Origin of the sequence: Streptomyces neyagawaensis (genome assembly GCF_023516595.1) — a bacterium.
In the GTDB taxonomy this organism is placed as follows: domain Bacteria; phylum Actinomycetota; class Actinomycetes; order Streptomycetales; family Streptomycetaceae; genus Streptomyces; species Streptomyces neyagawaensis.
This window is the reverse complement of the sequence record NZ_JAMGBG010000050.1, coordinates 74,541-98,880: the sequence shown is the minus strand read 5'-3', so window position 1 is coordinate 98,880 and position 24,340 is coordinate 74,541. Positions and strand designations below refer to the sequence as shown.

The 24,340-nt window shown below is 73.8% G+C and carries 20 protein-coding genes and 1 riboswitch; of the genes, 14 read left to right on the top strand and 6 right to left on the bottom strand.

What is annotated here, in order from left to right:
• Both M8J73_RS22515 and M8J73_RS22510 read right to left on the bottom strand, forming a co-directional pair.
• Nucleotides 1–405 (bottom strand): DUF8805 domain-containing protein (locus M8J73_RS22515; RefSeq protein WP_505016641.1); only part of this gene is annotated, 405 nt, incomplete at its 3' end.
• A 98-nt stretch (nucleotides 406–503) separates the two neighbouring features.
• Complete coding sequence (locus tag M8J73_RS22510; protein ID WP_055542734.1) at nucleotides 504–1,235, bottom strand: class II aldolase/adducin family protein; 732 nt, start codon at nucleotides 1,233–1,235, stop codon at nucleotides 504–506.
• Nucleotides 1,236–1,588: 353 nt separating this feature from the next.
• Here M8J73_RS22510 and M8J73_RS22505 point away from each other — a divergent pair, with 353 nt between their 5' ends.
• Together M8J73_RS22505 and M8J73_RS22500 are read left to right on the top strand one after the other, a co-directional pair.
• Nucleotides 1,589–2,848, top strand: coding sequence for an inorganic phosphate transporter (locus tag M8J73_RS22505; protein ID WP_249828981.1), 1,260 nt, complete (start codon nucleotides 1,589–1,591; stop codon nucleotides 2,846–2,848).
• A 26-nt stretch (nucleotides 2,849–2,874) separates the two neighbouring features.
• Complete coding sequence (locus M8J73_RS22500) at nucleotides 2,875–3,096, top strand: hypothetical protein (RefSeq protein ID WP_055716385.1); 222 nt, start codon at nucleotides 2,875–2,877, stop codon at nucleotides 3,094–3,096.
• A gap of 73 nt (nucleotides 3,097–3,169) precedes the next feature.
• Here M8J73_RS22500 and M8J73_RS22495 read toward each other — a convergent pair whose 3' ends face one another.
• Nucleotides 3,170–3,427, bottom strand: a complete 258-nt coding sequence (locus tag M8J73_RS22495; protein WP_249828980.1) for a hypothetical protein — start codon at nucleotides 3,425–3,427, stop codon at nucleotides 3,170–3,172.
• Between the two features lie 248 nt (nucleotides 3,428–3,675).
• Nucleotides 3,676–3,818, top strand: a riboswitch (cobalamin riboswitch).
• A 100-nt stretch (nucleotides 3,819–3,918) separates the two neighbouring features.
• Between M8J73_RS22495 and M8J73_RS22490 the strand changes: the two genes are divergently transcribed.
• From M8J73_RS22490 to cobI, 7 genes are all read left to right on the top strand, one after another.
• The gene (locus tag M8J73_RS22490) at nucleotides 3,919–4,914 is read left to right on the top strand and encodes a cobalamin biosynthesis protein (RefSeq protein ID WP_055540274.1); all 996 of its coding nucleotides are present in this window, start codon (nucleotides 3,919–3,921) and stop codon (nucleotides 4,912–4,914) included.
• Nucleotides 4,911–6,422: a cobyric acid synthase gene (locus M8J73_RS22485; protein ID WP_055540273.1), complete on the top strand. Its 1,512-nt coding sequence runs from the start codon at nucleotides 4,911–4,913 to the stop codon at nucleotides 6,420–6,422. Before M8J73_RS22490 ends, M8J73_RS22485 begins: the two co-directional genes overlap by 4 nt.
• Nucleotides 6,419–10,078, top strand: a complete 3,660-nt coding sequence (gene cobN, locus M8J73_RS22480; RefSeq protein WP_055540272.1) for a cobaltochelatase subunit CobN — start codon at nucleotides 6,419–6,421, stop codon at nucleotides 10,076–10,078. The genes M8J73_RS22485 and cobN overlap by 4 nt, the downstream gene beginning before the upstream one ends.
• Before the next feature lie 169 nt (nucleotides 10,079–10,247).
• Nucleotides 10,248–12,314 carry a putative cobaltochelatase gene (locus tag M8J73_RS22475; protein WP_249828979.1) on the top strand — a complete coding sequence of 689 codons (2,067 nt, stop codon included), beginning with the start codon at nucleotides 10,248–10,250 and terminating at the stop codon, nucleotides 12,312–12,314.
• Nucleotides 12,314–12,913, top strand: coding sequence for a cob(I)yrinic acid a,c-diamide adenosyltransferase (gene cobO / locus M8J73_RS22470; RefSeq protein WP_059197257.1), 600 nt, complete (start codon nucleotides 12,314–12,316; stop codon nucleotides 12,911–12,913). Before M8J73_RS22475 ends, cobO begins: the two co-directional genes overlap by 1 nt.
• A 7-nt stretch (nucleotides 12,914–12,920) precedes the next feature.
• On the top strand, nucleotides 12,921–14,327 hold the full coding sequence (locus M8J73_RS22465) for a cobyrinic acid a,c-diamide synthase CobB (RefSeq protein WP_249828978.1): 1,407 nt from the start codon (nucleotides 12,921–12,923) through the stop codon (nucleotides 14,325–14,327).
• Nucleotides 14,324–15,055 carry a precorrin-2 C(20)-methyltransferase gene (gene cobI / locus M8J73_RS22460; RefSeq protein ID WP_249828977.1) on the top strand — a complete coding sequence of 244 codons (732 nt, stop codon included), beginning with the start codon at nucleotides 14,324–14,326 and terminating at the stop codon, nucleotides 15,053–15,055. Before M8J73_RS22465 ends, cobI begins: the two co-directional genes overlap by 4 nt.
• A 23-nt stretch (nucleotides 15,056–15,078) precedes the next feature.
• On the opposite strand, the gene M8J73_RS22455 is transcribed toward cobI, so the two are convergent.
• Nucleotides 15,079–15,807 carry a ZIP family metal transporter gene (locus M8J73_RS22455; protein WP_055540804.1) on the bottom strand — a complete coding sequence of 243 codons (729 nt, stop codon included), beginning with the start codon at nucleotides 15,805–15,807 and terminating at the stop codon, nucleotides 15,079–15,081.
• Nucleotides 15,808–16,271: 464 nt separating this feature from the next.
• Here M8J73_RS22455 and cobM point away from each other — a divergent pair, with 464 nt between their 5' ends.
• From cobM to cobC, 5 genes are all read left to right on the top strand, one after another.
• Nucleotides 16,272–17,099, top strand: a complete 828-nt coding sequence (cobM, locus tag M8J73_RS22450) for a precorrin-4 C(11)-methyltransferase (RefSeq protein ID WP_055538239.1) — start codon at nucleotides 16,272–16,274, stop codon at nucleotides 17,097–17,099.
• A complete protein-coding gene (locus M8J73_RS22445) occupies nucleotides 17,096–18,337 on the top strand; it encodes a bifunctional cobalt-precorrin-7 (C(5))-methyltransferase/cobalt-precorrin-6B (C(15))-methyltransferase (protein ID WP_055538238.1) in 1,242 nt (413 codons plus the stop codon). The genes cobM and M8J73_RS22445 overlap by 4 nt, the downstream gene beginning before the upstream one ends.
• A complete protein-coding gene (gene cobJ / locus M8J73_RS22440) occupies nucleotides 18,334–20,079 on the top strand; it encodes a precorrin-3B C(17)-methyltransferase (RefSeq protein ID WP_055538237.1) in 1,746 nt (581 codons plus the stop codon). The genes M8J73_RS22445 and cobJ overlap by 4 nt, the downstream gene beginning before the upstream one ends.
• A 151-nt stretch (nucleotides 20,080–20,230) precedes the next feature.
• A complete protein-coding gene (locus tag M8J73_RS22435) occupies nucleotides 20,231–21,160 on the top strand; it encodes a sirohydrochlorin chelatase (RefSeq protein WP_055538236.1) in 930 nt (309 codons plus the stop codon).
• Complete coding sequence (gene cobC / locus M8J73_RS22430) at nucleotides 21,150–22,235, top strand: Rv2231c family histidinol phosphate aminotransferase CobC (RefSeq protein ID WP_055538235.1); 1,086 nt, start codon at nucleotides 21,150–21,152, stop codon at nucleotides 22,233–22,235. Before M8J73_RS22435 ends, cobC begins: the two co-directional genes overlap by 11 nt.
• Before the next feature lie 54 nt (nucleotides 22,236–22,289).
• Here cobC and M8J73_RS22425 read toward each other — a convergent pair whose 3' ends face one another.
• Complete coding sequence (locus tag M8J73_RS22425; protein WP_055538234.1) at nucleotides 22,290–22,943, bottom strand: hypothetical protein; 654 nt, start codon at nucleotides 22,941–22,943, stop codon at nucleotides 22,290–22,292.
• A gap of 181 nt (nucleotides 22,944–23,124) precedes the next feature.
• Complete coding sequence (locus tag M8J73_RS22420) at nucleotides 23,125–24,216, bottom strand: amidohydrolase family protein (protein WP_249828976.1); 1,092 nt, start codon at nucleotides 24,214–24,216, stop codon at nucleotides 23,125–23,127.
• Nucleotides 24,217–24,340: the final 124 nt, after the last annotated feature.

The window sequence follows — 24,340 nt, the reverse complement described above, 5'->3', positions numbered from 1 at the left end:
GTCGGTGTGGTCGAGGCCGAGTGCGGTGCGTGGGTCGCCGATGTGGGTGTTGGGGGTGAACCACACCTTGTCGCCCGGTTCCAGGGTGCCTTCGCTGACGCGTTCCAGGCGGCGCACGACCGTGTCGGGGGCGTGCGGCACGCTGTTCACGACGGAGCCGACGACCGCGTGGGCGCCGGCGCCGGTGAGGCCGTGGATGCCGGGGCGCTGGGAGGCGAAGGCCCTGGTCAGGGTGATCCGGCCGGCCGCGGTGGAGTGCACGGTCAGCCGGGGCTCCGTGGGCAGTGGTCTGCCCGGTGTGGTCTTCAGCGCGGCATCGCTGGCCAGTCGGCCGGCGGCGACACTGGCCGCCCCGGCCGCGAACGCGACCCCGACGGCCGCGGCTGCTGCTCTCACTGCACGCACGCATCCAGTGTCCTGGCCGACCCCGTCCGCGGCCAGTGGGCGGGACACCGGAGCATCCGGCGGGGTGGTGGCCGGCCGGATGCTCCGGGGCCCCGCCGCTACCTCGGCTGGCCGTATCCCCGCAGCCGCTCCCCCGCCTCCGCCACCTGGTCCGGGGTGAGCAGGCGCGGGCTCAGGCCGGGCACCGAGGAGGCCGTCAGCCAGACCCTGCACATCCATTCGAGCTGGGCGGTGCGGTCGAAGGCTTCGGAGAGGCTCCGTCCGTAGGCGATGGTGCCGTGGTTCTGGAGGAGACAGGCCGTGCGTCCCGTCAGGGCGCGGAGCATGTTGTCGGCCAGCTCGGGGGTGCCGTAGGTCGCGTAGGGGGCGACGCGGACCGGTCCGCCGAGGGCGCCGGACATGTAGTGGATCAGGGGCAGCTCGCCGACGAGGGTCGAGACGGCGGTCGCGTGGACGGCGTGGGTGTGGACCACGGCGCGGGCGTCGGTCATGGTGTGGATCGCCAGGTGCATGGGCAGTTCGCTCGTCGGCCGGAGGGTGCCCAGGGTCTGGCGGCCCGCGAGGTCGACGCCGGTCACGTCATCGGGGGTGAGGCGGTCGTAGGGGACGCCCGTCGGGGTGACCAGGACGGTGTGGCCGACGCGTACGGAGACATTGCCGGACGTGCCCACGACCAGACCGTCGGCCACGGTCCTGCGGGCCGTGGCGACCAGCTCGTCCCAGGCCCGCGCGATGTCGTCGGCAGCCGCCTCGGGCGGCCCGCCCTCCGTATGCCGTGGATCCCCACCCGCGTCCAGCGGGCCCCGCGTGTTCCACCTCTGCTCAGCCATGCCGCGATCCTGCCAGGAGGCCCGCCCGGCTCGGCTTCGCATACAACCCGTACGACAAGTGGAGGGAGCCGGGTCCCGCCCCGTGACCGGAATCCGTTCACCGGGTCCGCGGCACGTGGCCGCGGGCGTTCATCGTGCGTTGACACGGATCACGCTCGGAGGCCCCGGCTCCGTTTCAGTTCGAGGGAATCGGGGAAGGCGCGCGGTCGGCCCGCCCGAGAACGGCTCCGTCGACACAAACGGAACCTCGACAACCCGATCGCTACACCCATCGGTACTCCCGAGTTCATCTTCCGTTCACCCAGGTTGCCTACGGTCCAGATGCCACTGACATCCAAAAGAAGCTCGGGTAAATGGAAAACTTCTCGCTGATCCTCGCGATCGTGGTCATCACCGCGCTCGCGTTCGATTTTACGAACGGTTTCCACGACACCGCCAACGCGATGGCCACCACCATCTCGACCGGCGCCATGAAGCCCAAGGTCGCGGTGGCCATGTCCGCCGTGCTCAACCTTGTCGGCGCGTTCCTTTCCATCGAGGTCGCCAACACCATTTCCAAGGGGCTCGTCGACGAGTCCGGGATCCAGCCAGAGGTCATCTTCGCGGCGCTCGTGGGCGCCATCCTCTGGAACCTGCTGACCTGGCTGGTGGGGCTCCCCTCCAGCTCCTCGCACGCCCTGATGGGCGGCCTGATCGGTGCCACGATCGCCTCGGTCGGCACGGGCGCCGTGCACGGGGACGTGCTCGTCACCAAGGTGCTGATCCCCGCCGTCGCGGCCCCGCTGGTCGCCGGCATCGCGGCGATGTTCGCGACGCGGTTGACGTACAAGCTCGGGCAGCACACGAGCGAGAAGGCCGCAGGCAAGGGCTACCGCGCCGGTCAGATCGCCTCCGCCGGTCTGGTCTCGCTGGCCCACGGCACGAACGACGCCCAGAAGACGATGGGCATCATCACCCTGGCCCTGGTCGCCGGCGGCGCTCTCGCGCCGGACTCCGACCCGCCGGTCTGGGTCATCGTCTCCGCCGGTATGGCCATCGCTCTCGGCACCTACCTGGGCGGCTGGCGCATCATCCGCACCATGGGCAAGGGCCTGACCGACCTCCAGCCGCAGCAGGGCTTCGCCGCCCAGACCAGCGCGGCGACGGTCATCCTGGCCTCCTCGCACCTGGGCTTCTCCCTCTCCACCACGCACTCGGTCTCCGGTGCGGTCATGGGCGCGGGCCTGGGCCGCAAGGGCGGCGTGGTGCGCTGGTCCACCGCCACCCGGATGTTCGTGGCGTGGGGCCTGACCCTGCCGGCCGCGGCGCTCGTCGCCGCGCTCGCCGAGTGGGTGACGTCCCACGGCACGTGGGGCACGGCCGTCGTCGCGGTCTTCCTCATCGCCTCCAGCGCCGCGATCTGGGTGATCTCGCGCCGTGAGGTGGTCGACCACACCAATGTGAACGACGCCGAGGAGCCCCCCGGCGTGGTGACCACGGCCATCGCCGCGGTGACCCCGCCGCCGACCGCCGCCGTGGCCGAGGAACTCGCGGCGACGATCCCGGCCCCCGCGGCCGCGACGGCCGGCGCCGAGACCCCGACCGGCCCCTCCGCCCCCACACCGGCCGTCTGAGCCGGCGCCCCTAGGAAGACACCACCATGCACATCGACTGGGCAGCACTCGGCTCCGTCTTCGGAGTCAGCCTCGTGGTCACCGTGGCCCTCGTCGGCCTGTTCACCCTGGGGATCGTCGGCCTCTCCAAGCGGGAGACGGCGACCGCCTCCGGCGGCTCGGCCGCCCTCGCCACGACAGCGGCGTACGCCTGCTTCGCGGCGTGCGCGGCGGCGGTGGGCTACGGCATCTACCTGATCATGGCCTGAGACCACACCCACCCGACACCACCACGAGCCCCCTGTGCCGGTCACCCCGGCGCAGGGGGCTCGTCGTCTTCGTTCACGGCGTCCGGTGACCGGGGTTCAGGCCCCACCAGAGGCCCGCTCCCGTGGCGACGAGGGTCGTCACCGCCATCCAGACGACGGCCCGCGCCTCCGTCCCCGGCACCCACAGCGCGGCGAGGGCGCCGACGCCGACGGCGAGCACCCCCGCCACCGTGCTGAACAGCACCAGCGGGGCGGCGGCCGTCACCAGCGTCCGCCGGTCCCACGACGCTCCCGTGCTCGCCCGCGCGGCCCTCTCGGTCCGGTCCTCCATCGCGTGCACCTCCCGTCCCCCGGACGGGTCTTCACGAGCCGTCCGCTCCCGGGTCCCCAGCCCCGCCAGAAAACCACAGCACGCCGTGTGACGGAAGAAGTGCAGAGCGTTCTGATACCTGTTCGAGCACACACGGGGCCCGGGTGCCGGGAAAGAGCACGCAAAGCGCCGATTCGGGCGACTGACGCCGTTTCAGCGATGTGGGGCTCAGCACACCGCTGCGCCGCAGGTCAACAGCAAGTTGACGGGTCTTCCGGGGCCGTGGTGGACTGCCGGGGCCATCCACGACGGCAGGAGAGGAAGCCGGTGCGAGTCCGGCGCGGTCCCGCCACTGTCACCGGGGAAGAACCTTCCCCGGGAGCCAGGAACTCTCGTCGTCGGTCTCGTCGAACCAGGGCGTGGACACCCTGAGTGAGGACATATCGCCATGCGCGGCTGCCATGTGAGACTCAGCATCCGGTCCTTGCCCGACCCCGCGATCGGCTGAACGCGTGCGTGCCGATCGCGTCTTCGCGTACGGCGCCACCGCCGGACTCCTCGGTGACCTGCTGCTCGGCGATCCCCGCCGGGGGCATCCCGTCGCCGTGTTCGGACGGGCCGCGGGCGCCGTGGAGCGGGTGTTGTGGCGGGACCACCGGGGGTGGGGCGCGCTGCACACCGTGGTGTGCGCCGGAGGCGCTGTGGCGCTGGGGGCGGTGGCCGCGGCTGCGGCACGGCCGTCCCGTGCGGCGTCCGTCGCGCTGACCGGCGCGGCCATCTGGGCCGTCGTCGGGGGCACCTCCCTCGCGCGGGAGGCCCGCACCGTCGGGCGGGCGTTGGAGGCCGGGGACATCGAGGCCGCGCGGGACCGGCTGCCTCATCTGTGCGGACGGGACCCGCAGGCGCTGGACGCGGACGGGATCGCGCGCGCCGTGGTCGAGTCCGTCGCCGAGAACACCTCGGACGCCGTGGTCGGGGCGCTGGTGTGGGGCGCGTTGGGCGGTGTGCCCGGCCTGCTCGGGTTCCGCGCCGTCAACACGCTGGACGCCATGGTCGGGCACAAGTCTCCCCGTCATCGGCGGTTCGGGTGGGCGTCCGCCCGCCTCGACGACGTGGCGGGGTGGCCGGGGGCCCGGCTCACCGCCCTGCTGGCCGCCGCGGCCGGCGGGGACGCCCGAGGGGCCGTACGGGCCTGGCGGGCGGACGCGGGGAAGCATCCGAGCCCCAACGCGGGGCCCGTGGAGGCGTCGTTCGCCGGGGCGCTCGGCGTCCGGCTGGGAGGCACCTTGTCGTACGGAGGGCGGGTCGAGCACCGGCCTGTGCTGAACACGGAAGGGCGGGCCGTCACCGTGGGGGACATCGAGCGGGCCGTGCGGCTGTCGCGGCGCGTGAACTGGCTCGCGCTCGGCGTCAGCGCGGGCGCGTCACTGCTGCGGGGCCGCGTCGCGCGGGGCCCGGCACAGGAGTTGACCAAGGGTCGCGGCCGGCGGTCGAAGGGGGCGTCATGACGGGCGGCGGACTGCTGGTCGCCGGCACCACCTCCGACGCAGGCAAGAGCGTCGTCACCGCCGGGATCTGCCGGTGGCTGGTCCGACAGGGCGTCAAGGTCGCGCCGTTCAAGGCGCAGAACATGTCCCTCAACTCGTTCGTGACGCGGGAGGGCGCCGAGATCGGGCGGGCCCAGGCCATGCAGGCACAGGCCTGCCGGGTGGAGCCGACGGCGCTGATGAACCCGGTGCTGCTCAAGCCCGGCGGGGAGCAGAGCAGCCAGGTCGTGCTGCTCGGCAAGCCGGTCGGGGAGTTGAGCGCGCGGGGCTACCACGGGGGACGGCAGCAGCGGCTGCTGGGCACCGTGCTCGACTGTCTTGCCGAGTTGCGGGGCACGTATGACGCGGTGATCTGTGAAGGGGCCGGGAGTCCCGCCGAGATCAATCTCCGGCGGACCGACATTGTCAACATGGGGATCGCCCGCAACGCCGGGCTCCCCGTGCTCGTCGTCGGCGACATCGACCGCGGTGGTGTGTTCGCCTCGTTCTTCGGGACGGTGGCGCTGCTGTCGCCCGAGGACCAGGCGCACATCGCCGGGTTCCTCGTCAACAAGTTCCGCGGGGACGTCTCCCTGCTGGAGCCGGGGCTCGACATGCTGCACGGGCTGACGGGGCGTCGGACGTACGGGGTGCTGCCGTTCCGGCACGGTCTCGGCATCGACGAGGAGGACGGCCTGCGCGTGTCCCTGCGCGGGACGGTCCGCGAGTCGAACGTGTCGCCGCCCGTCGGGGAGGACGTGCTGCGGGTCGCCGTCTGCGCGATCCCCCTCATGTCGAACTTCACCGACGTGGACGCGCTCGCCGCCGAACCCGGCGTCGTGGTGCGGTTCGTGGACCGGCCCGAGGAGCTGGCCGACGCGGATCTCGTCGTCGTCCCCGGCACCCGGGGCACCGTACGGGCGCTGGACTGGCTGCACGAGCGGGGCCTGGCCGACGCCCTGCGGAGCAGGGCCGCCGAGCACCGGCCCGTGCTCGGCATCTGCGGCGGCTTCCAGGTCCTCGGCGAGCACATCGAGGACGACATCGAGAGCCGCCGGGGACAGGTGGACGGGCTCGGAATCCTGCCCGTACGGGTGCGGTTCGCGCGGGAGAAGACCCTCACCCGGCCTGAGGACGAGGCCCTCGGGGAGCACGTCACGGGGTACGAGATCCATCACGGGGTCGCCGAGATCAACGGGGGCGAACCGTTCCTGGACGGCTGCCGGGTCGGCCAGACCTGGGGCACGCACTGGCACGGCTCGCTGGAGTCGGACGGGTTCCGGCGGGCCTTCCTGCGCGAGGTGGCGGCCGCCGCGGGCCGTCGTTTCGTGCCGGCCGCCGACACGTCGTTCGCCGCGCTGCGCGAGGAGCAGCTGGACCGGCTCGGCGATCTGATCGAGGAACACGCGGACACCGACGCGCTGTGGCGGCTCATCGAGTCGGGCGCGCCGCAAGGACTGCCTTTCATTCCACCGGGAGCGCCCGCATGAGCACTGGCACTGTGTTGTTGTTGTCGACCGCCGACACGGATCTGCTGGCGGCCCGGGCCGCCTCCGGAGCCTCGTACCGGATCGGCAACCCGACCCGCGTCGACGTGGGGGACGAGCTGCCCGCTCTCCTCGACGGCGCGGACATCGCCGTCGTACGGCTGCTGGGCGGCAAGCGGGCCTGGGAGGACGGGCTCGCCGCGCTGAAGGCCGCCGGGATCCCGACCGTGCTGCTCGGCGGTGAGGCCGTGCCGGACGCCGAGCTGATGGCCGAGTCGTCGGTGCCGGCCGGTGTGGTCGCGGAGGCGCTCAAGTACCTCGTGGAGGGCGGGCCCGACAACCTCACCGAGCTGGCCCGGTTCCTCTCCGACACCGTGCTGCTGACCGGCGAGGGGTTCGTCGAACCGCGGAAGATGCCCGAGTACGGGCTGCACGGGGAGCGTCCGCTCGTCGAGGGGCGGCCCACGGTCGGGGTGCTCTTCTACCGGGCGCACGAACTGAGCGGCAACACCGCGTTCGTCGACACGCTGTGCGACGCGATCGAGACCAAGGGCGCCAACGCGCTGCCCGTGTACTGCGGTTCGCTGCGCGGCGCCGACGCGGGGCTGTACGAGCTGCTCGCGGGGGCGGACGCGCTGGTCGCCACCGTCCTCGCCGCCGGCGGTACGCACGCCTCCGAGGCGTCGGCCGGCGGCGACGAGGAGGCGTGGGACATCGGCGCGCTCGCCGAGCTGAACGTCCCCGTCCTCCAGGGCCTGTGCCTGACGTCGTCGCACGCCGCGTGGGACGAGTCGGACGCCGCCCTCTCCCCCATGGACGCGGCGATGCAGGTCGCGATCCCCGAGTTCGACGGACGGCTCATCACGGTGCCGTTCTCGTTCAAGGAGCAGGGGCCGGACGACGTGCCGGTGTACGTCGCCGACCCCGAGCGGGCCGCGCGCGTCGCCGGGATCGCCGTGCGGCACGCGGCGTTGAAGCACAAGCCGAACGCGGAGAAGAAGCTCGCGCTGGTCTTCACCGCCTACCCGACCAAGCACTCGCGCGTCGGCAACGCGGTGGGCCTCGACACGCCCGCCTCGGCGGTGCGGGTCCTCGACGCCCTCAAGGCGGCCGGGTACGGGGTCACCGCGTACCCCGACAACGGCGACGAGCTGATCCACCGGCTCATCGAGGCCGGCGGCCACGACGTGGAGTGGCTGACGGAGGAGCAGCTGGCCTCCGCGCCCGCGCGGGTGCCGCTCGCCGACTACCGGGCCTGGTTCGACAAGCTGGACCCGGAGCTGCGGGACGGCATGCTGGAGGCGTGGGGCGAGCCGCCGGGTTCGCTGTACGTGGACGGGGACGACATCGTGCTCGCCTCCCTCCAGTTCGGGAACGTCGTCGTGATGATCCAGCCGCCGCGCGGCTTCGGGGAGAACCCCATCGCGATCTACCACGACCCGGACATGCCGCCGTCGCACCACTACATGGCCGCCTACCGGTGGCTGGAGAACAGTTTCGGTGCCGACGCGATCGTGCACATGGGCAAGCACGGCACCATGGAGTGGCTGCCGGGCAAGGGCCTCGGGCTGAGCGGGGGCTGCGCCCCGGACGCCGTGCTCGGTGATCTCCCGCTCGTCTACCCGTTCATCGTCAACGACCCCGGCGAGGGCACGCAGGCCAAGCGGCGCGGGCACGCCACCGTCGTCGACCACCTCGTACCGCCGATGGCGCGCGCCGACACCTACGGCGACCTGGCGAAGCTGGAGCAGCTGCTCGACGAGTACGCGCTGGTGTCCGACCTCGACCCGGCGAAGGCGCCGGCCGTGCGGGCGCAGATCTGGACGCTGGTGAAGGCCGCCGAGCTCCACCACGACCTGCATGTGGACGAGCAGCCGGGCGACGACGACTTCGACGAGTTCGTCATGCACATCGACGGCTACCTCTGCGAGATCAAGGACGTGCAGATCCGCGACGGTCTGCACATCCTCGGCGGCGGCCCGGTCGGTGAGCCGCGCGTCAACCTGGTGCTGGCCGTGCTGCGCGCCTCGCAGGTGTGGGGCGGGCAGGCGAACGCGCTGCCGGGCCTGCGGGCGGCGCTGGCGACCCACTTCGGCCTGGTCGAGAAGGAGTTGCTGGCGGAGCCCGGCGCGCCGGTGAAGGTGCCGGTCGAGCTGAGCGACCTGGTGGAGGGCCCTTCCCGTACCGCCGCCGACGCCATCGACCTCCTGGAGCAGCTGTGCCGGCGGGTCGCGGAGGGCATGGAGGCACGGGACTGGGACGTCACCGTGGTCCCGGCGCTCGTGCGCGGTGTGCTCGGCACCGAACTGCCGGACGCCGTCGCGGTGCTGGAGTTCGCGTGCAGGGAGGTCGTGCCGCGGCTCGCCCGCACCACCGACGAGATCGGGCACATCCTCAAGGCCCTCGACGGCGGTTACGTCCCGGCGGGTCCCTCCGGTTCGCCGACGCGCGGCCTGGTCAACGTGCTGCCGACCGGCCGCAACTTCTACTCCGTCGACCCCAAGGCCATCCCGTCCCGGCTCAGCTGGGAGGTCGGGCAGTCGCTCGCCGACTCACTGGTGCAGCGGTACCTGGCCGACACCGGGGAGTACCCGAAGTCCGTCGGCCTCACGGTGTGGGGCACGTCCGCGATGCGCACCCAGGGCGACGACATCGCCGAGATCCTGGCGCTGCTGGGCTGCCGGCCGGTGTGGGACGACGCCTCGCGCCGCGTCACCGGGTTCGAGGTCGTGCCGCTCGCGGAGCTGGGGCGGCCGCGCATCGACGTCACGGTGCGGATCTCCGGGTTCTTCCGGGACGCGTTCCCGCACGTCGTCGGACTGATCGACGACGCGGTGCGGGCCGTGGCCGAGCTGGACGAGCCGGCCGAGCAGAACTTCGTGAAGGCGCACGCCGACGAGGACACCGCCGAGCACGGCGACCGGCGGCGGGCCACGGCCCGGGTCTTCGGCTCCAAGCCGGGCGCGTACGGCGCCGGGCTGCTGCCGCTGATCGACGCCCGGAACTGGCGCTCCGACGCCGACCTCGCCGAGGTGTACGCCGTCTGGGGCGGCTACGCGTACGGGCGCGGCCTCGACGGGCGGGCGGCGCGCGGGGACATGGAGACGGCGTTCAAGCGGATCGCGGTGGCGGCGAAGAACGTCGACACGAGAGAGCATGACATCGCGGATGCCGACGACTACTTCCAGTACCACGGCGGCATGGTCGCCATGGTCCGCCATCTGACGGGCGCCTCCCCCGAGGCGTACGTGGGCGACTCGGCGACACCGGACCAGGTGAAGACGCGCACCCTCGGCGAGGAGACGCACCGGGTGTTCCGCGCCCGTGTGGTCAACCCGCGCTGGATGGCGGCCATGCGGCGCCACGGCTACAAGGGCGCCTTCGAGATGGCGGCGACCGTCGACTACCTCTTCGGCTACGACGCCACGGCGGGCGTGGTCGACGACTGGATGTACGAGAAACTCAGCGCGGAGTACGTCTTCGACGCGGAGAACAGGGACTTCATGCGCAAGTCCAACCCTTGGGCGCTCAGGGGCATCACCGAGCGACTCCTTGAGGCGGCAGACCGTGGCCTCTGGGCGGAGCCGGACCAGGAGACCCTCGAACGGCTCCGCGCGACCTACCTCGAACTCGAGGGCGATCTGGAGGGAGACGCATGAGGCCCCTCCGAACCCCCGCGTCGGCGGGGAGCACGTCATCCCGCGCAGTGCCCACGGGTTTGACTTCGGACCACCCCCGCGTCAGCGGGGAGCATGCCTTGACCGTGACAGCTGGGCAGCTGCGGCGCCCGCACCTGGGTCCTGAAGCACTCGAAGGAGTGATCGCCGCGTGAGTACTCCCTTTCCGTTCACGGCCGTCGTCGGCCAGGACGACCTGCGGCTCGCGCTGCTGCTGAACGCCGTGTCCCCGGCCGTCGGCGGGGTGCTGGTGCGCGGCGAGAAGGGCACCGCGAAGAGCACCGCCGTGCGGGCGCTGTCGGCGCTGCTGCCGGAGGTGGACGTCGTCGCCGGGTGCCGCTTCTCGTGCGACCCCGCGAAGCCGGACGCGGCGTGCCCGGACGGGCCGCACGAGCCGGGGCCGGGCACCACCCGTCCCTCCCGGATGGTCGAGCTGCCCGTCGGTGCCTCCGAGGACCGGCTCGTCGGTGCCCTCGACATCGAGCGGGCGCTCTCGGAGGGCGTGAAGGCGTTCGAGCCAGGGCTCCTCGCCGACGCGCACCGGGGGATCCTCTACGTCGACGAAGTGAACCTGCTGCACGACCACTTGGTCGACCTCCTCCTCGACGCGGCGGCCATGGGCGCCTCGTACGTGGAGCGCGAGGGCGTCTCCGTGCGGCACGCTTCGAAGTTCCTGCTCGTCGGGACCATGAACCCCGAAGAGGGCGAGCTGCGGCCGCAGCTCCTCGACCGGTTCGGGCTGACCGTCGAGGTGGCCGCCTCGCGGGAGCCCGACCAGCGGGTGGAGGTCGTCCGGCGGCGGCTCGCCTACGACGACGACCCGGCCGGATTCGCGGCCCGCTGGGCGGACGAGGAGGCGGCGATACGGCAACGGATCATCGCCGCACGGGAGTTGCTGCCGCAGGTGCGGCTGGGCGACGGGGCGCTCCGGCAGATCGCGGCGACCTGCGCCGCGTTCGAGGTCGACGGTATGCGGGCCGACATCGTCATGGCCCGGACGGCGACCGCGCTGGCCGCCTGGGCCGGGCGGACCGACGTGCTCGCGGAGGACGTGCGGCAGGCGGCGCTGCTCGCGCTGCCGCACCGGCGGCGCCGCAACCCGTTCGACGCGCCGGGCCTGGACGAGGACAAGCTCGACGAGACGCTGGAGGAGTTCGGCGGGTCGTCCGAGGACGAGGACCCGGACCCGGACCCCGGCCCGGACGGGCCCGGCGGTGGCGGGCAGCCGCCGTCGTCGGACCCGGAGGGGCCGCAGGGCGGGGAGACCGGCGCACGGCCCGAGGCCGGGGAGGGCGGGGAGCCGCAGCCGTCCGGGGCGGGTGCGGGCGAGCAGTCCGCCGTACGGGCCGCCGAGCCGTTCCGGACGAAGGTGCTGAGCGTGCCGGGGCTCGGTGAGGGCGCCGCCGGGCGGCGTTCGCGGGCCCGGACCGAGCACGGGCGCACCACCGGGGCGCGCCGACCGCGCGGAACGCTCACCAAGCTGCACCTGGCGGCCACCGTGCAGGCCGCCGCGCCGCACCAGCGGGCGCGCGGGCGGTCCGGGCCGGGGCTCGTCGTCCGGCGTGACGATCTGCGGCAGGCGACCCGTGAGGGGCGTGAGGGGAACCTCGTGCTGTTCGTGGTGGATGCCTCCGGGTCGATGGCGGCGCGGCAGCGGATGAGCGCCGTGAAGGGCGCCGTGCTGTCGCTGCTGCTGGACGCGTACCAGCGGCGGGACAAGGTGGGGCTGGTGACGTTCCGGGGATCGGCGGCGGAGGTGGCGCTGCCTCCGACGTCGTCGGTGGACGCGGCGGCGGCCCGGCTGGAGTCGCTGCCCACCGGTGGGCGGACGCCGCTCGCCGCCGGGTTGCTGCGGGCCCACGAGGTGCTGCGCGTGGAGCGGCTGCGGGACCCGGCGCGGCGCGCGCTGGTCGTGGTGGTGACCGACGGGCGGGCGACGGATGGAGGGGCGGCGCGAAGCGCCTCCGGCCGGGGTGGTGGCCGGGCGGCGGGTGGGACGGAGCAGGTGGCGCTGGCGGGGCGGGCGGCCCGGCTGTTCGCGGCCGAGGGCGTCGCCTCCGTGGTGGTGGACTGCGAGTCGGGGCCGGTGCGGCTGGGGCTGGCCGGGCAGCTCGCGGGTGAGCTGGGCGGTACGGCCGTGACGCTGGACGAGTTGCGGGCGGACTCCATCGCCGGTCTGGTCAGGGATGTGCAGGGGACTTCGAGGAGGGCCGCGTAATGCCGCAGGGACAGCCGAGTGTGGTGCCGGACGACGGGCTGACGACACGGCAGCGGCGCAACCGGCCGCTCGTCGTCGTGCACACCGGCATCGGGAAGGGCAAGTCCACCGCCGCGTTCGGGCTGGCACTGCGGGCCTGGAACCAGGGCTGGCCGATCGGGGTGTTCCAGTTCGTCAAGTCGGCGAAGTGGAAGGTCGGCGAGGAGAACGCGCTGCGGGTGCTGGGCGCCAGCGGTGAGGGCGGCTCCGTCGACTGGCACAAGATGGGCGAGGGCTGGTCCTGGGTCCAGCGGGACGCGCAGATGGACAACGAGGAGAAGGCCCGCGAGGGCTGGGAGCAGGTCAAGCGGGACCTGGCGGCCGAGACGTACAAGCTCTACGTGCTCGACGAGTTCGCGTACCCCATGCACTGGGGGTGGGTCGACACCGACGAGGTCATCGCCGTGCTGCGCGACCGGCCGGGGACGCAGCACGTGGTCATCACCGGGCGGAACGCGCCGGAGAAGCTGGTCGACTTCGCGGACCTCGTGACCGACATGTCGAAGGTGAAGCACCCCATGGACGCGGGCCAGAAGGGCCAGCGGGGCATCGAGTGGTGATGTCGTCGTGAACTCCTCGTCGTCCGTCCCCCGGCTGGTCGTCGCCGCGCCCTCCTCGGGCAGCGGCAAGACCACCGTCGCCACGGGGTTGATGGCCGCGCTCACCGCGCGGGGGCTCACCGTGTCCCCGCACAAGGTGGGGCCGGACTACATCGACCCCGGCTACCACGCGCTCGCGAGCGGGCGGGTGGGGCGCAACCTCGACGCGTACCTGTGCGGGCCGGAGCTGATCGCGCCGCTGTTCGCCCATGGGGCGCGGGGGTGCGACCTCGCCGTCGTCGAGGGCGTGATGGGGATGTACGACGGGGCCGCCGGCGAGGGGGAGCTGGCGTCCACCGCGCATGTGGCCAAGCTGCTGCGGGCGCCGGTGGTGCTGGTCGTCGACGCGTCGTCGCAGTCGCGGTCGGTGGCGGCGCTGGTGCACGGGTTCGCGTCCTGGGACCCCGAGGTGCGGGTCGGGGGCGTGATCCTCAACAAGGTCGGCTCCGACCGGCACGAGGAACTGCTGCGGGAGGCGCTCGACTCGGCCGGGGTGCCGGTGCTCGGTGTGCTGCGGCGGGTGGCCCGCGTGGACACGCCGTCCCGCCATCTGGGGCTGGTGCCGGTCGCCGAGCGGCGGGCGGAGGCCGTGGAGGCGGTCGCGGAGATGGCCGCGCAGGTGGCCGCCGGATGCGACCTGGAGGCGTTGGTGGCGCTGGCGCGGAGCGCGGGGGCGCTGCCGGGCCCGGCGTGGGACGCGGCGGAGGCCCTGGCTTCCTCGCCCCCGCCGCTCCCGCCCGTCCCGTCCTCGGCCCCGCCCGTCCCGTCCTCGGCCCCGGTCGTCGCCGTCGCCGGCGGGCCCGCGTTCACCTTCTCCTATGCCGAGCAGGCCGAGCTGCTCACTGCCGCCGGGGCCGAAGTCGTGACCTTCGATCCGCTGCGGGACGAACAACTGCCCGAGGGGACCCGGGGGCTGGTCGTCGGGGGCGGGTTCCCCGAGGTGTACGGCGCCGAGCTGTCCGCCAACGAGGCGCTGCGCAAGGAGGTCGCCGAACTGGCGCTGGGCGGGGCGCCCGTGGCGGCCGAGTGCGCGGGGCTGCTGTATCTGTGCCGGGAGCTGGACGGGCGGCCCATGTGCGGGGTGCTCGACGCCACGGCCCGGATGGACGCGCGGCTGACGCTCGGGTACCGGGACGCCGTGGCCCTCGGTGACAGCGTGCTGGCGCCCGCGGGGACGCGGATGCGGGGGCACGAGTTCCACCGGACGGTCGTCGAACCGGGCGCCGGGGCCGCTCCCGCGTGGGGGATCCGCGGCGCTCAGCGGCGGGTCGAAGGTTTTGTACAGCGCGGTGTGCACGCGAGCTATCTGCACACGCACTGGGCGTCCGAGCCCGGTGTCGCCCGTCGGTTCGTGGAGAGGTGCCGGACGTCATGAGCAGCAGGCTGATCGGAGTGGGGGTCGGCCCCGGTGACCCGGAGCTGGTGACCGTCAAGGGCGTCAACGCGCTGCGGGACGCCGATGTCGTCGTCGTGCCCGTCATGGACACCGGGGAGCGGGGGCGCGCCGAGGCGACCGTGCTGCACTACGTGGGCGCGGAGAAGATCGTCCGGGTGGTGTTCGCGCTCAACGAGCGGACCGACCGGGGGCGGCGCGAGGCCGCCTGGGACGCGGCCGGTGAGCGGGTCGCCGAGCTGCTGAAGGCGCACTCCGCCGTGGCGTTCGCCACCATCGGCGACCCCAACGTGTACTCGACGTTCACCTATCTCGCCCACACCATCGGCGAGCTGGTGCCGGGGACCGTCATCGAGACGGTGCCCGGGATCACCGCGATGCAGGACCTCGCCGCGCGCTCCGGTGCCGTGCTGACGGAGGGGACGGAGCCGCTGACGCTGGTGCCCGTGACGGCGGGGTCGGCCGTGCTGAAGGACGCCCTCGGCGGGCCGGGGACCGTGGTGGCCTACAAGTTCGGGCGGCAGGCGCAGGCCGTCGTCGAGGCGCTGCGGGAGACCGGGCGGCTCCACGACGCCGTGTGGGGGTCCGCGCTGGGCCTTCCCGAGGAGTCCATCCAGGCCGCCGACGCGCTCGACGGCGGCCCCCTACCGTATCTGTCCACGTTGATCGCGCCCGCCCCGCGCGACGGCGGGCGCGGCGGCAAGCTGTGAGCGGAGCCCTCGGGTCCGGTCGCTCACTCGGCCACGCCGACCACCACCCAGATGAACGCCGCCCCGGCGATCGTGCACAGCAGTGTGGAGCGCGCCGGGTGCGTGTGATGGGCCTCGGGGAGGATCTCGGCGGCGGCCAGGTACAGCAGGGCGCCGCCGAAGAAGCCGAGGTAGCAGCCGAGCGGGCCCTCGGGGATCGTGACCAGCAGCGTGGAGGCGGCGCCCAGGACCGGCGCCACCGCGTCCGCGACGAGCATGGTGATCGCCCGGCGGCGGGCGTTGCCGTACACGCTCGTCAGTGTGTACGTGTTGAAGCCGTCGGCGAAGTCGTGGGCGATCACCGCGAGCGCCACGGCGAGGCCCATGCCCTCGCCGACCTGGAAGGCGGCGCCGATGGCGACGCCGTCCATGGCGCTGTGGCCGACCATCGCGGCGGCCGCCGTGAGACCGACCTGCGGGGTGCGCCCGTCGTTCTCCTCCGCGCCGTGCGCCGCCTGACGGGCCGCCAGCAGGCGTTCCACCAGGTGGGCCGCGAGGAATCCGGCCACGAACAGCAGCAGCGCCGCCGGTACGCCGAACACCTCGTCCCCGGCGGCCTCCAGGGCCTCCGGGAGCAGGTCGAGGCCGACCACGCCCAGCATCAGTCCGCCGGCCAGGCCCAGCACCAGGTGACGGCGGTCGGTGACGTGCCCGGCCGTCCAGCCGCCGATGAGCGTCATGAGGAACGCGCCGAGCGCCACGAACACCGCCATGGGTCCTTGCTACCGGAAGAGCGCGGCCTCTTCGGTGCGGCGCCCCGAGACCCCAGCCGGGTTCCGGGGCCCGGCACCGCTCCGGCGGGCCCGGGCCCGAAGGGGCGTTTGTTCGGCGCGTGCGGGTGGGTGGGGGCCGTTCGCGCCCACGCGGCGGAGCCGCATGTGTCACCGCCCCGCGCCCCTGAAGGCTTCGGGCCTTCGGCCCGGCCTTCATCGGAGAAGCACGGGGCCGCAGGCCCCTGCTTTTCCAGGGGCGCGGGGAACTGCGCGACAAGCCCCCACTCACCCGCACCCGCCAACGACGCCCCCTTGGGCCCGGGCCCGAAGGGGCACCGCCCCGCATCACCCGTGCGCGGCGGACTGCCCGCGCGCCCCGTACAGCCTTCGCGCCCCGTACCGCCTTCGCGCCCCGTACCGCCTTCGCGTCCCGTACAGCCTTTGAGAGAGGAACGATGACTTCCATGGCCGAAGCCCCCACCGGCAAGGTGACCTTCGTCGGTGCCGGGCCCGGCGCCGCCGATCTGCTGACGTTCCGGGCCGCACGGGCGATCGCGGAGGCGGACGTCGTGATCTGGGCGGCCAGCCTGGTGCAGGCCGAGGTGCTGGACCACGCCCGCGCGGAGGCGGAGATCCTCGACTCGGCCGCCATGTCCCTGGAGGACGTCGTCGCCGTGTACGAGCGCGCCCTCGCGGAGGGGCTGAAGGTCGCCCGGATCCACTCCGGTGACCCGGCGCTGTGGGGCGGCACCCAGGAGCAGCTCGACCGGTGCCGCGCGCTGGGCATCGCGACCGAGGTCGTGCCGGGCGTGTCGTCGTTCTCCGCCGTCGCCGCGCTCGCCCAGCGGGAGCTGACGATCCCGGAGGTCGCGCAGTCGGTGATCCTGACCCGGCTCGGCGGGGGCAAGACGCCCATGCCGCCGGGTGAGGAGGTACGGGAGTTCGCGCGGCACGGCACCACGATGGCGATCTTCCTGTCGGCCGCGCGCAGCGGCCAGTTGGTGCGGGAGCTGCTGGAGGGCGGCTATCCGACCGGTACCCCGGTGGTCATCGCCTACCAGGCGACCTGGCCGGAGGAGCTGGTCGTGCGGTGCACCATCGAGACGCTGGAGGAGACCGTCAAGGAGCACAAGCTCTGGAAGCACACCCTGTTCCTGGTGGGCCCGGCCCTCGGCGCGCAGGGCACCCGCTCGCACCTGTACCACCCCGGTCACTTCCACGGGTACCGCAAGGCCGACCCCGAGGCGCGCAAGGCGCTGCGGGAGGCGCGCGGCAGGGGCGGCACGCCGTGATCACCGTCATCGGTACGGGTACGGGGGCGCCCCTCCCCCCGGACGCCGAGGCCGTCCTGGCCGGGGCGGCGCTCGTCGTGGGCGGCCGCCGGCATCTGGCGGCGGCCCCGCTCCCGGCGACGGCCGAGCAGGTCGTCCTCGGGCCGCTGGCGCCCGCCCTCCAGGTGATCGAGAAGTACCGGGACCGGCGGGTGGTCGTCCTGGCCTCCGGTGACCCGGGGTTCTTCGGGATCGTGCGGGCGCTCGCCGAACGCTTCGGCGCCGGTGAGCTGGACGTCCGGCCGGGGGTGTCCTCGGTGGCCACCGCGTTCGCCCGGCTGGGGCTGCCCTGGGACGACGCGGTCGTGGTGAGCGCCCACGGGCGTGCGCTGCGGACCGCGCTGAACGTGTGCCGGGCCCGCCCGAAGACGGCGGTGCTGACCGGGCCCGGCAGCGGGCCCGCCGAGCTGGGGGCGGGGCTGCTGGACAGCCGGCGGACCCTGGTGGTGGCGTCCGCGCTGGGCGACCCGGAGCGTGAGCGGGTGGAGCGGGTGACACCGGCCGAGGCCGCCGCGCGCGACTGGGGTGCCGAGGTCAGCGTCGTGCTGTGTCTGGACGAGACGCACGCCGTGTCCGCCGTGCGGACCGTCGCCGGGGCCCCGGCCGCTCCGGACGGCTGGGCGCTGGACGAGGGCGCGTTCGCGCACCGCGACTCGATGATCACCAAGTTCGAGGTGCGGGCCCTCGCGCTGGCCCGGCTCGGCCCCCGTCTCGGCGACCTCGTCTGGGACGTCGGCGCGGGCTCCGGCTCGGTGGCCGTGGAGTGCGCGCGGCTCGGCGCGGCCGTCACCGCCGTCGAGCGGACGGCGGACGGTGCCGAGCGAGTCCGCGCCAACGCCGCCGCGCACGGCGTCGACGTGCACGTGGTGCACGGGGCCGCGCCGGACGCGCTGGCCGGGCTCCCGGACGACCCCGACTCCGTGTTCATCGGCGGCGGGGGGCGCGAACTGCCCGCGATCGTGACCGCGTGCGCGCGGCGCGCCCGGCGGACCGTGGTGGTCGCCATGGCCGCGCTCGACCGGGTCCCGGCGGCCCGCGAGGCGCTCGTCGCGGCCGGGCTGACCTGTGACGGCGTCCTGTTGCAGGCGTCCCGGCTCGCGCCGCTGCCGGGGGACGTGACCCGGCTCGCGGCGACCAATCCCGTTTTCCTGCTGTGGGGCGTGAGGCCCCCGGCGCACTGTGAAGGAGTTGACAGGTGATCGGCCTGATCTCCGCGACCGCCGCGGGGGCCGTTGCCGCCCAGCGGCTCGCCTCGGCGTGGCCCGAGCGGACCCGTGTGTACGAGGGGCCCGTACGGGACGCCGTGGAGCGCGCGTTCGGCGAGTGCGAGCAGGTGGTGTGCTTCCTCGCCACGGGGGCCGTGGTGCGGCTGATCGCGCCGCTGCTGGCGGACAAGGGCACCGATCCGGGTGTCGTGTGCGTCGACGAGGGCGGGCGGTTCGCCGTGTCGCTGGTCGGCGGGCACGCGGGGGGCGCCAACGCGCTCGCCGTCGAGGTGGCCGAGGTGCTCGGCGCCGAGCCGGTCGTGACCACGGCCACCGACGCGGTCGGGGTGCCCGGCCTGGACACGCTCGGGTTGCCGGTCGAGGGGGATGTGGCCGGGGTCTCCCGGGCCCTGCTCGACGGTGAGTCCGTGGAGCTGGACCTGGAGATCGCCTGGCCCCTGCCCCCGCTCCCGTCGAACGTGCGGCGCCCGGCGCCGGACGCGCAGGCCGAGCGCGGAGGACCGGCGATCGTGGTGACCGACCGGGTGCTCGACGCCGACGGTCACCCTGCCGGTGACGCACGGGTGGTGCTCCGCCCGCCGTCCCTCGTGGTGGGCGTCGGGGCGTCCAAGGGCGCCCCCGTCGACGAGGTGCTGGGCCTGATCGAGAGCGCCCTGCGGGACGCCGGCCTCTCCCCCCGGTCCCTCGCCGAGCTCGCCACCGTCGACGCCAAGGCCGACGAACCCGGTCTCGTCGAGGCCGCCACGCGCCTCGGTGTCCCGCTGGTCACCCACTCCGCCGAGGAGTTGGCCGCCGTCGAGGTGCCGAACCCGTCGGACGCGCCGCTCGCCGCCGTGGGCACCCCCTCCGTCGCGGAGGCCGCGGCACTCGTCGGCGGGGGTGAACTCCTCGTCCCCAAGCGGAAGTCGGAGCGGGCGGACGGCAGGCCCGCGATGGCGACCTGTGCCGTCGTACGGCGGCCGGCGCGGGGGCGGCTCGCGGTGGTGGGGCTCGGACCGGGCGCCCGGGACCTGCTGACGCCGCGCGCGAAGGCCGAACTGCGGCGGGCCTCCGTGCTCGTCGGGCTGGACCAGTACGTCGACCAGATCCGGGATCTGCTCCGGCCCGGCACCCGGATCCTGGAGTCCGGGCTGGGCGCGGAGGAGGAGCGGGCGCGGACCGCCGTGGCCGAGGCCCGCCGGGGGCAGGCCGTGGCGCTGATCGGGAGCGGCGACGCCGGGGTGTACGCCATGGCCTCGCCCGCGCTCGCCGAGGCGTCCGACGACATCGACGTGATCGGCGTGCCCGGGGTGACCGCCGCGCTCGCCGCCGCCGCGATCCTCGGGGCACCGCTCGGGCACGACCATGTGTCGATCAGCCTGTCCGACCTGCACACGCCGTGGGAGGTCATCGAGCGGCGGGTGCGGGCGGCGGCCGAGGCCGACATCGTGGTGACGTTCTACAACCCGCGCAGCCGGGGCCGGGACTGGCAGTTGCCGAAGGCCCTCGCCATCCTCGCCGGGCACCGTGAGCCGACGACGCCCGTCGGGGTCGTGCGGAACGCCTCGCGGCCGGACGGGTCGCACCGGTTGACGACCCTGGCCGCGCTCGACCCGGCGACGGTCGACATGATGACCGTGGTGACCGTGGGCAACACGGCGACCCGTGAGATCGCGGGCCGCATGGTGACGCCGCGCGGCTACCGCTGGCAGGAGAACCCGGAGGGCGCCGAGTGAACCATTCGGTCCACCCGACCGAGCCGTTGCGGCGACCGGCCGCCCACCGGCCCGCCCCGTACACCGAGGCGACCGTGACGGGCGGGCCGGCGCCGGCCACCGCGCCCGTCGCCCCGCAGTACCACCCCGTTCGAGACTCCGAGGAGAAATAGTGACCACCCCGCCGCCCGCCCTGCTCATCGCCGGTCATGGCACCCGGGACGATGCCGGAGCCGAGGCGTTCCGCGACTTCGTCCGGGAACTGGGGCGCCGCCACCCCGAACTGCCCGTCGCGGGCGGCTTCATCGAGCTGTCCCCGCCGCCGCTGGGCGAGGCCGTGGCCGACCTGGTGGAGCGGGGTGTGCGGCGGTTCGCCGCCGTCCCGCTGATGCTGGTGTCCGCCGGGCACGCCAAGGGCGACATCCCGGCGGCTCTGGCCCGCGAGAAGGAGCGGCACCCGGGGATCTCGTACACCTACGGCCGTCCGCTCGGCCCGCACCCGGCGCTGCTGAGCGTGCTGGAGCGGCGGCTGGACGAGGCGCTCGGCGGTACGGGCCGAAGCCCCGAGGACCGTGCCGATGTGACCGTGCTGCTGGTGGGGCGCGGCTCGACCGACCCGGACGCCAACGCCGAGGTGTTCAAGGCGGCCCGCCTGCTGTGGGAGGGGCGCGGATACGCGGGCGTGGAGACGGCGTTCGTGTCGCTGGCGGCGCCGGACGTGCCGAGCGGTCTCGACCGGTGCGTGCGGCTCGGTGCCAGGCGGATCGTGGTGCTGCCGTACTTCCTGTTCACCGGCATCCTGCCGGACCGGGTACGGCAGCAGACCGAGGGCTGGGCTGCCGCGCACCCGGAGATCGAGGTACGGTCGGCCGATGTCATCGGTCCGGAACCGGAGTTGCTCGATCTGGTCATGGAGCGCTACCGGGAGGCCCTGGAGGGCGATCTGCGGATGAACTGCGACTCCTGCGTCTACCGGATCGCCCTGCCCGGGTTCGAGGACAAGGTGGGGATGCCGCAGCAGCCGCACTTCCACCCCGACGACGACGGGCACCACCACGGCCACCACCATCACGGGGGACACACGCACTCCCATGCACACTGAACACCGGAGCGGTTCCCGGCGTGCGGGGCACGACCTGCGGCATCACGGTGACGCCGAGGTGCGGGACGACGGGGCGGGGCTCACCGACCTCGCCGTGAACGTGCGGGCCGGCACGCCGCCCGCCTGGCTGCGGGAGCGGATCGCCGGGTCGCTGACCGGGCTGGCCGCCTACCCCGACGGGCGGTCCGCCCGGGCGGCGGTGGCCGCCCGGCACGGGCTGCCCGCCGAGCGGGTGCTGCTCACGGCGGGCGCCGCCGAGGCGTTCGTGCTGCTGGCGCGGGCTCTGAAGGTCCGTCGGCCGGTCGTGGTGCACCCTCAGTTCACGGAGCCGGAGGCGGCGCTGCGGGACGCCGGGCACAGCGTGGACCGGGTGCTGCTGCGGGCGTCGGACGGCTTCCGACTGGACCCTGAGGCCGTGCCCGAGGACGCGGACCTGGTCGTCGTCGGCAATCCCACCAACCCGACGTCGGTGCTGCACCCGGCGGGGGCAATCACCCGGCTGGCCCGGCCCGGGCGGACGCTGGTGGTGGACGAGGCGTTCATGGACGCGGTGCCGGGCGAGCGGGAGGCGCTGGCCGGACGGACGGACGTGCCCGGTCTGGTGGTGCTGCGCAGCCTCACCAAGACGTGGGGCCTGGCCGGGCTGCGGATCGGCTATGTCCTCGCCGCACCGGAGACGATCGAGGAACTGGAGCGGGCGCAGCCGCTGTGGCCGGTGTCGACGCCGGCGCTCGCGGCGGCCGAGGCGTGCGTGTCCGAGCGGGCGCTGGCGGAGGCAGCTGACGCGGCGTACCGTATCGCCGCCGACCGGGCCCATCTGGTGGCGGGGCTCAAGGAGTTCGCCCCGGACGGACTGACCGTCGCCGAGCCCGCCGAGGGGCCGTTCGTCCTCGTCAGCCTGGATCGCGCGCCGGCCGTGCGCCGCCATCTGCGGAGCCTGGGCTTCGCGGTGCGCCGGGGCGACACCTTCCCCGGCCTGGACGAGAACTGGCTGCGGCTGGCGGTCCGTGACCGTACGACGGTCAACAGCTTCCTCCAGGCGCTGGACCAGGCGATGACGCTGGCGGACCGTTGAGCGGAGGGGGCTCGACGGTCCGCCGGCGGATCCTGCGGGGCGGGGGCTACCGGGTCAGCACTGCGAGCTGTGCTTGCAGTGGAGCTTCACGCCCATCTTGTGGTTGAAGTCCTGCCACTTGCCGCGGGCGAAGGACTTGTTGAGGCCGTCGGGCACGCTCGGCTTGGCGACGTAGGCCCAGACGTGGAGCATCAGGTACCCGGTGCTCTTCTCGTTGTAGAACTGGAAGTACACCTTGGAGCCTGCGCCGTCGAAGTGGCCCTTCTGCGCGACGAAGTACCAGCCGTTCGCCACACCCTTCGAGTAGAACTTGACGGGCGCGTTCTTGCAGCCGAAGGGACCTGCCGCGCAGGCCTTCAGCTTGATCAGCTGGCCTTCCTTGGGGTACTTCTTCGGCGCGTTCTTCACCGGGAACGTGCAGTTGAAGCACTTCTTGAGTTCCTGGATGGCCTCGGCGGGCTTCCAGGGCCGCCCGATGTACTTGGCGTTGTTGGGCTTGACGTGCAGGCGCCAGTCGTAGAGCTTGCGGAGCTTGACGGCGGCCGCGGGCGTCGTGTCCTGCTGGGCGGCCGTCGTCTCGGCCTTCTTGGCGACGGGAGCGCCGCTGCTGGCGGACGCGGCGCCGGCGGGGGCGAGGACGGCGAGCATGGCGGCCCCCGCGACCGCCAGGTTCGACAGTCTGCGCAGGAGAGGGGAACGGTTGGGCACGGATGCCTCCCTGGTGCTGGACGGAACATTCGGGACGGGCGTGCGGTGCGCAACCAACCTAGGGAGCGGGCGAGTTCCCGGAAATTGTCCCTTCGGGCACTGCCCTTGAGGTCCTGTCCCGCGCACGCCCGCCCGACGGCCGTCGCCGCCGGGCGGACCGGCGTTCCCGGGGAAGCGGGGGTCAGGCGGTGATCGTGCCGTTCAGCACGACCCGCAGGGGTGCCGCCAGTGCGCGGACGTCGTCGCGGGGGTCCTCGGCGTAGACGACCAGGTCCGCCGGGGCGCCCTCCTCCAGGCCGGGGCGGCCGAGCCAGCTTCGGGCGTCCCAGGTGGTCGCGGCGAGGGCCCGGAGCGGGGGGATGCCTGCCTTGACCAGTTCGGCCACCTCGTCGGCGACCAGGCCGTGCGGGAGGCTGCCGCCGGCGTCGGTGCCGACGAAGACGGGGATCCCGGCGTCGTAGGCGTTGCGGACGGTGTCGTAGCGGCGGTCGTACAGGTTCCTCATGTGGGCGGACCACACGGGGAACCGGGCCTCGCCGCCCTCGGCGAGCTTCGGGAACGTGGCGATGTTGACCAGGGTGGGGACGATCGCGACGCCGCGGGAGGCGAACAGCGGGATCAGCTCGTCGGTGAGACCCGTGGCGTGCTCGACGCAGTCGATGCCCGCCTCGACGAGGTCGCGCAGCGAGGACTCGGCGAAGCAGTGGGCCGTGACGCGGGCGCCCAGACGGTGGGCCTCGGCGATCGCCGCCTCGACCGCGCCACGCGGCCAGCACGCCGCGAGGTCGCCCACCTCGCGGTCGATCCAGTCGCCGACCAGCTTCACCCAGCCGTCACCGCGCCGGGCCTCCCGGCCGACGTACGCGACGAGGTCGTCCGGCTCGATCTCGTGGGCGTAGCCACGGATGTAGCGGCGGGTACGGGCGATGTGCCGGCCTGCGCGGATGATCTTCGGGAGGTCGTCGCGGTCGTCGACCCAGCGGGTGTCGGACGGGGAGCCGGCGTCGCGGATCAGGAGAGTACCGGCGTCGCGGTCGGTCAGGGCCTGCTTCTCCGCGGTACCGGCGTCGACCGGCCCGTGCGCGCCGAGGCCGACATGGCAGTGTGCGTCGACGAGACCGGGCAGCGCCCAGCCCTCCACGGTCCGCACGTCCCGCGCGACGGCGGGACGGTCGTAGGAGACACGGCCGTCCACGACCCACAGCTCGTCCCGGACGTCGTCGGGCCCGACGAGGACCCGCCCCTTCACACGCAGCACAGCACGCTCGTTCATACCCGCACCCTAGTCAGGGGTCGATCGCCGTCGGGGGGTGCGGGTGGGTGGGGGCCGTTCGCGTGGTTCCCCGCGCCCCTGAAAGCGACCGGGCTGCGCCCGTGCTTTTCATGGAGGGCGGGCC

Excerpts from the sequence above, each read along its gene's own strand:
- cobN (WP_055540272.1), top strand. The coding sequence starts at position 6,419 with ATGAGCACTGGCACTGTGTTGTTGTTGTCGACCGCCGACACGGATCTG.
- M8J73_RS22505 (WP_249828981.1), top strand. The coding sequence starts at position 1,589 with ATGGAAAACTTCTCGCTGATCCTCGCGATCGTGGTCATCACCGCGCTC.
- M8J73_RS22485 (WP_055540273.1), top strand. The coding sequence starts at position 4,911 with ATGACGGGCGGCGGACTGCTGGTCGCCGGCACCACCTCCGACGCAGGC.
- M8J73_RS22510 (WP_055542734.1), bottom strand. The coding sequence starts at position 1,235 with ATGGCTGAGCAGAGGTGGAACACGCGGGGCCCGCTGGACGCGGGTGGG.
- M8J73_RS22495 (WP_249828980.1), bottom strand. The coding sequence starts at position 3,427 with ATGGAGGACCGGACCGAGAGGGCCGCGCGGGCGAGCACGGGAGCGTCG.
- cobO (WP_059197257.1), top strand. The coding sequence starts at position 12,314 with ATGCCGCAGGGACAGCCGAGTGTGGTGCCGGACGACGGGCTGACGACA.
- M8J73_RS22455 (WP_055540804.1), bottom strand. The coding sequence starts at position 15,807 with ATGGCGGTGTTCGTGGCGCTCGGCGCGTTCCTCATGACGCTCATCGGC.
- cobI (WP_249828977.1), top strand. The coding sequence starts at position 14,324 with ATGAGCAGCAGGCTGATCGGAGTGGGGGTCGGCCCCGGTGACCCGGAG.
- cobM (WP_055538239.1), top strand. The coding sequence starts at position 16,272 with ATGGCCGAAGCCCCCACCGGCAAGGTGACCTTCGTCGGTGCCGGGCCC.
- M8J73_RS22500 (WP_055716385.1), top strand. The coding sequence starts at position 2,875 with ATGCACATCGACTGGGCAGCACTCGGCTCCGTCTTCGGAGTCAGCCTC.
- cobC (WP_055538235.1), top strand. The coding sequence starts at position 21,150 with ATGCACACTGAACACCGGAGCGGTTCCCGGCGTGCGGGGCACGACCTG.
- M8J73_RS22420 (WP_249828976.1), bottom strand. The coding sequence starts at position 24,216 with ATGAACGAGCGTGCTGTGCTGCGTGTGAAGGGGCGGGTCCTCGTCGGG.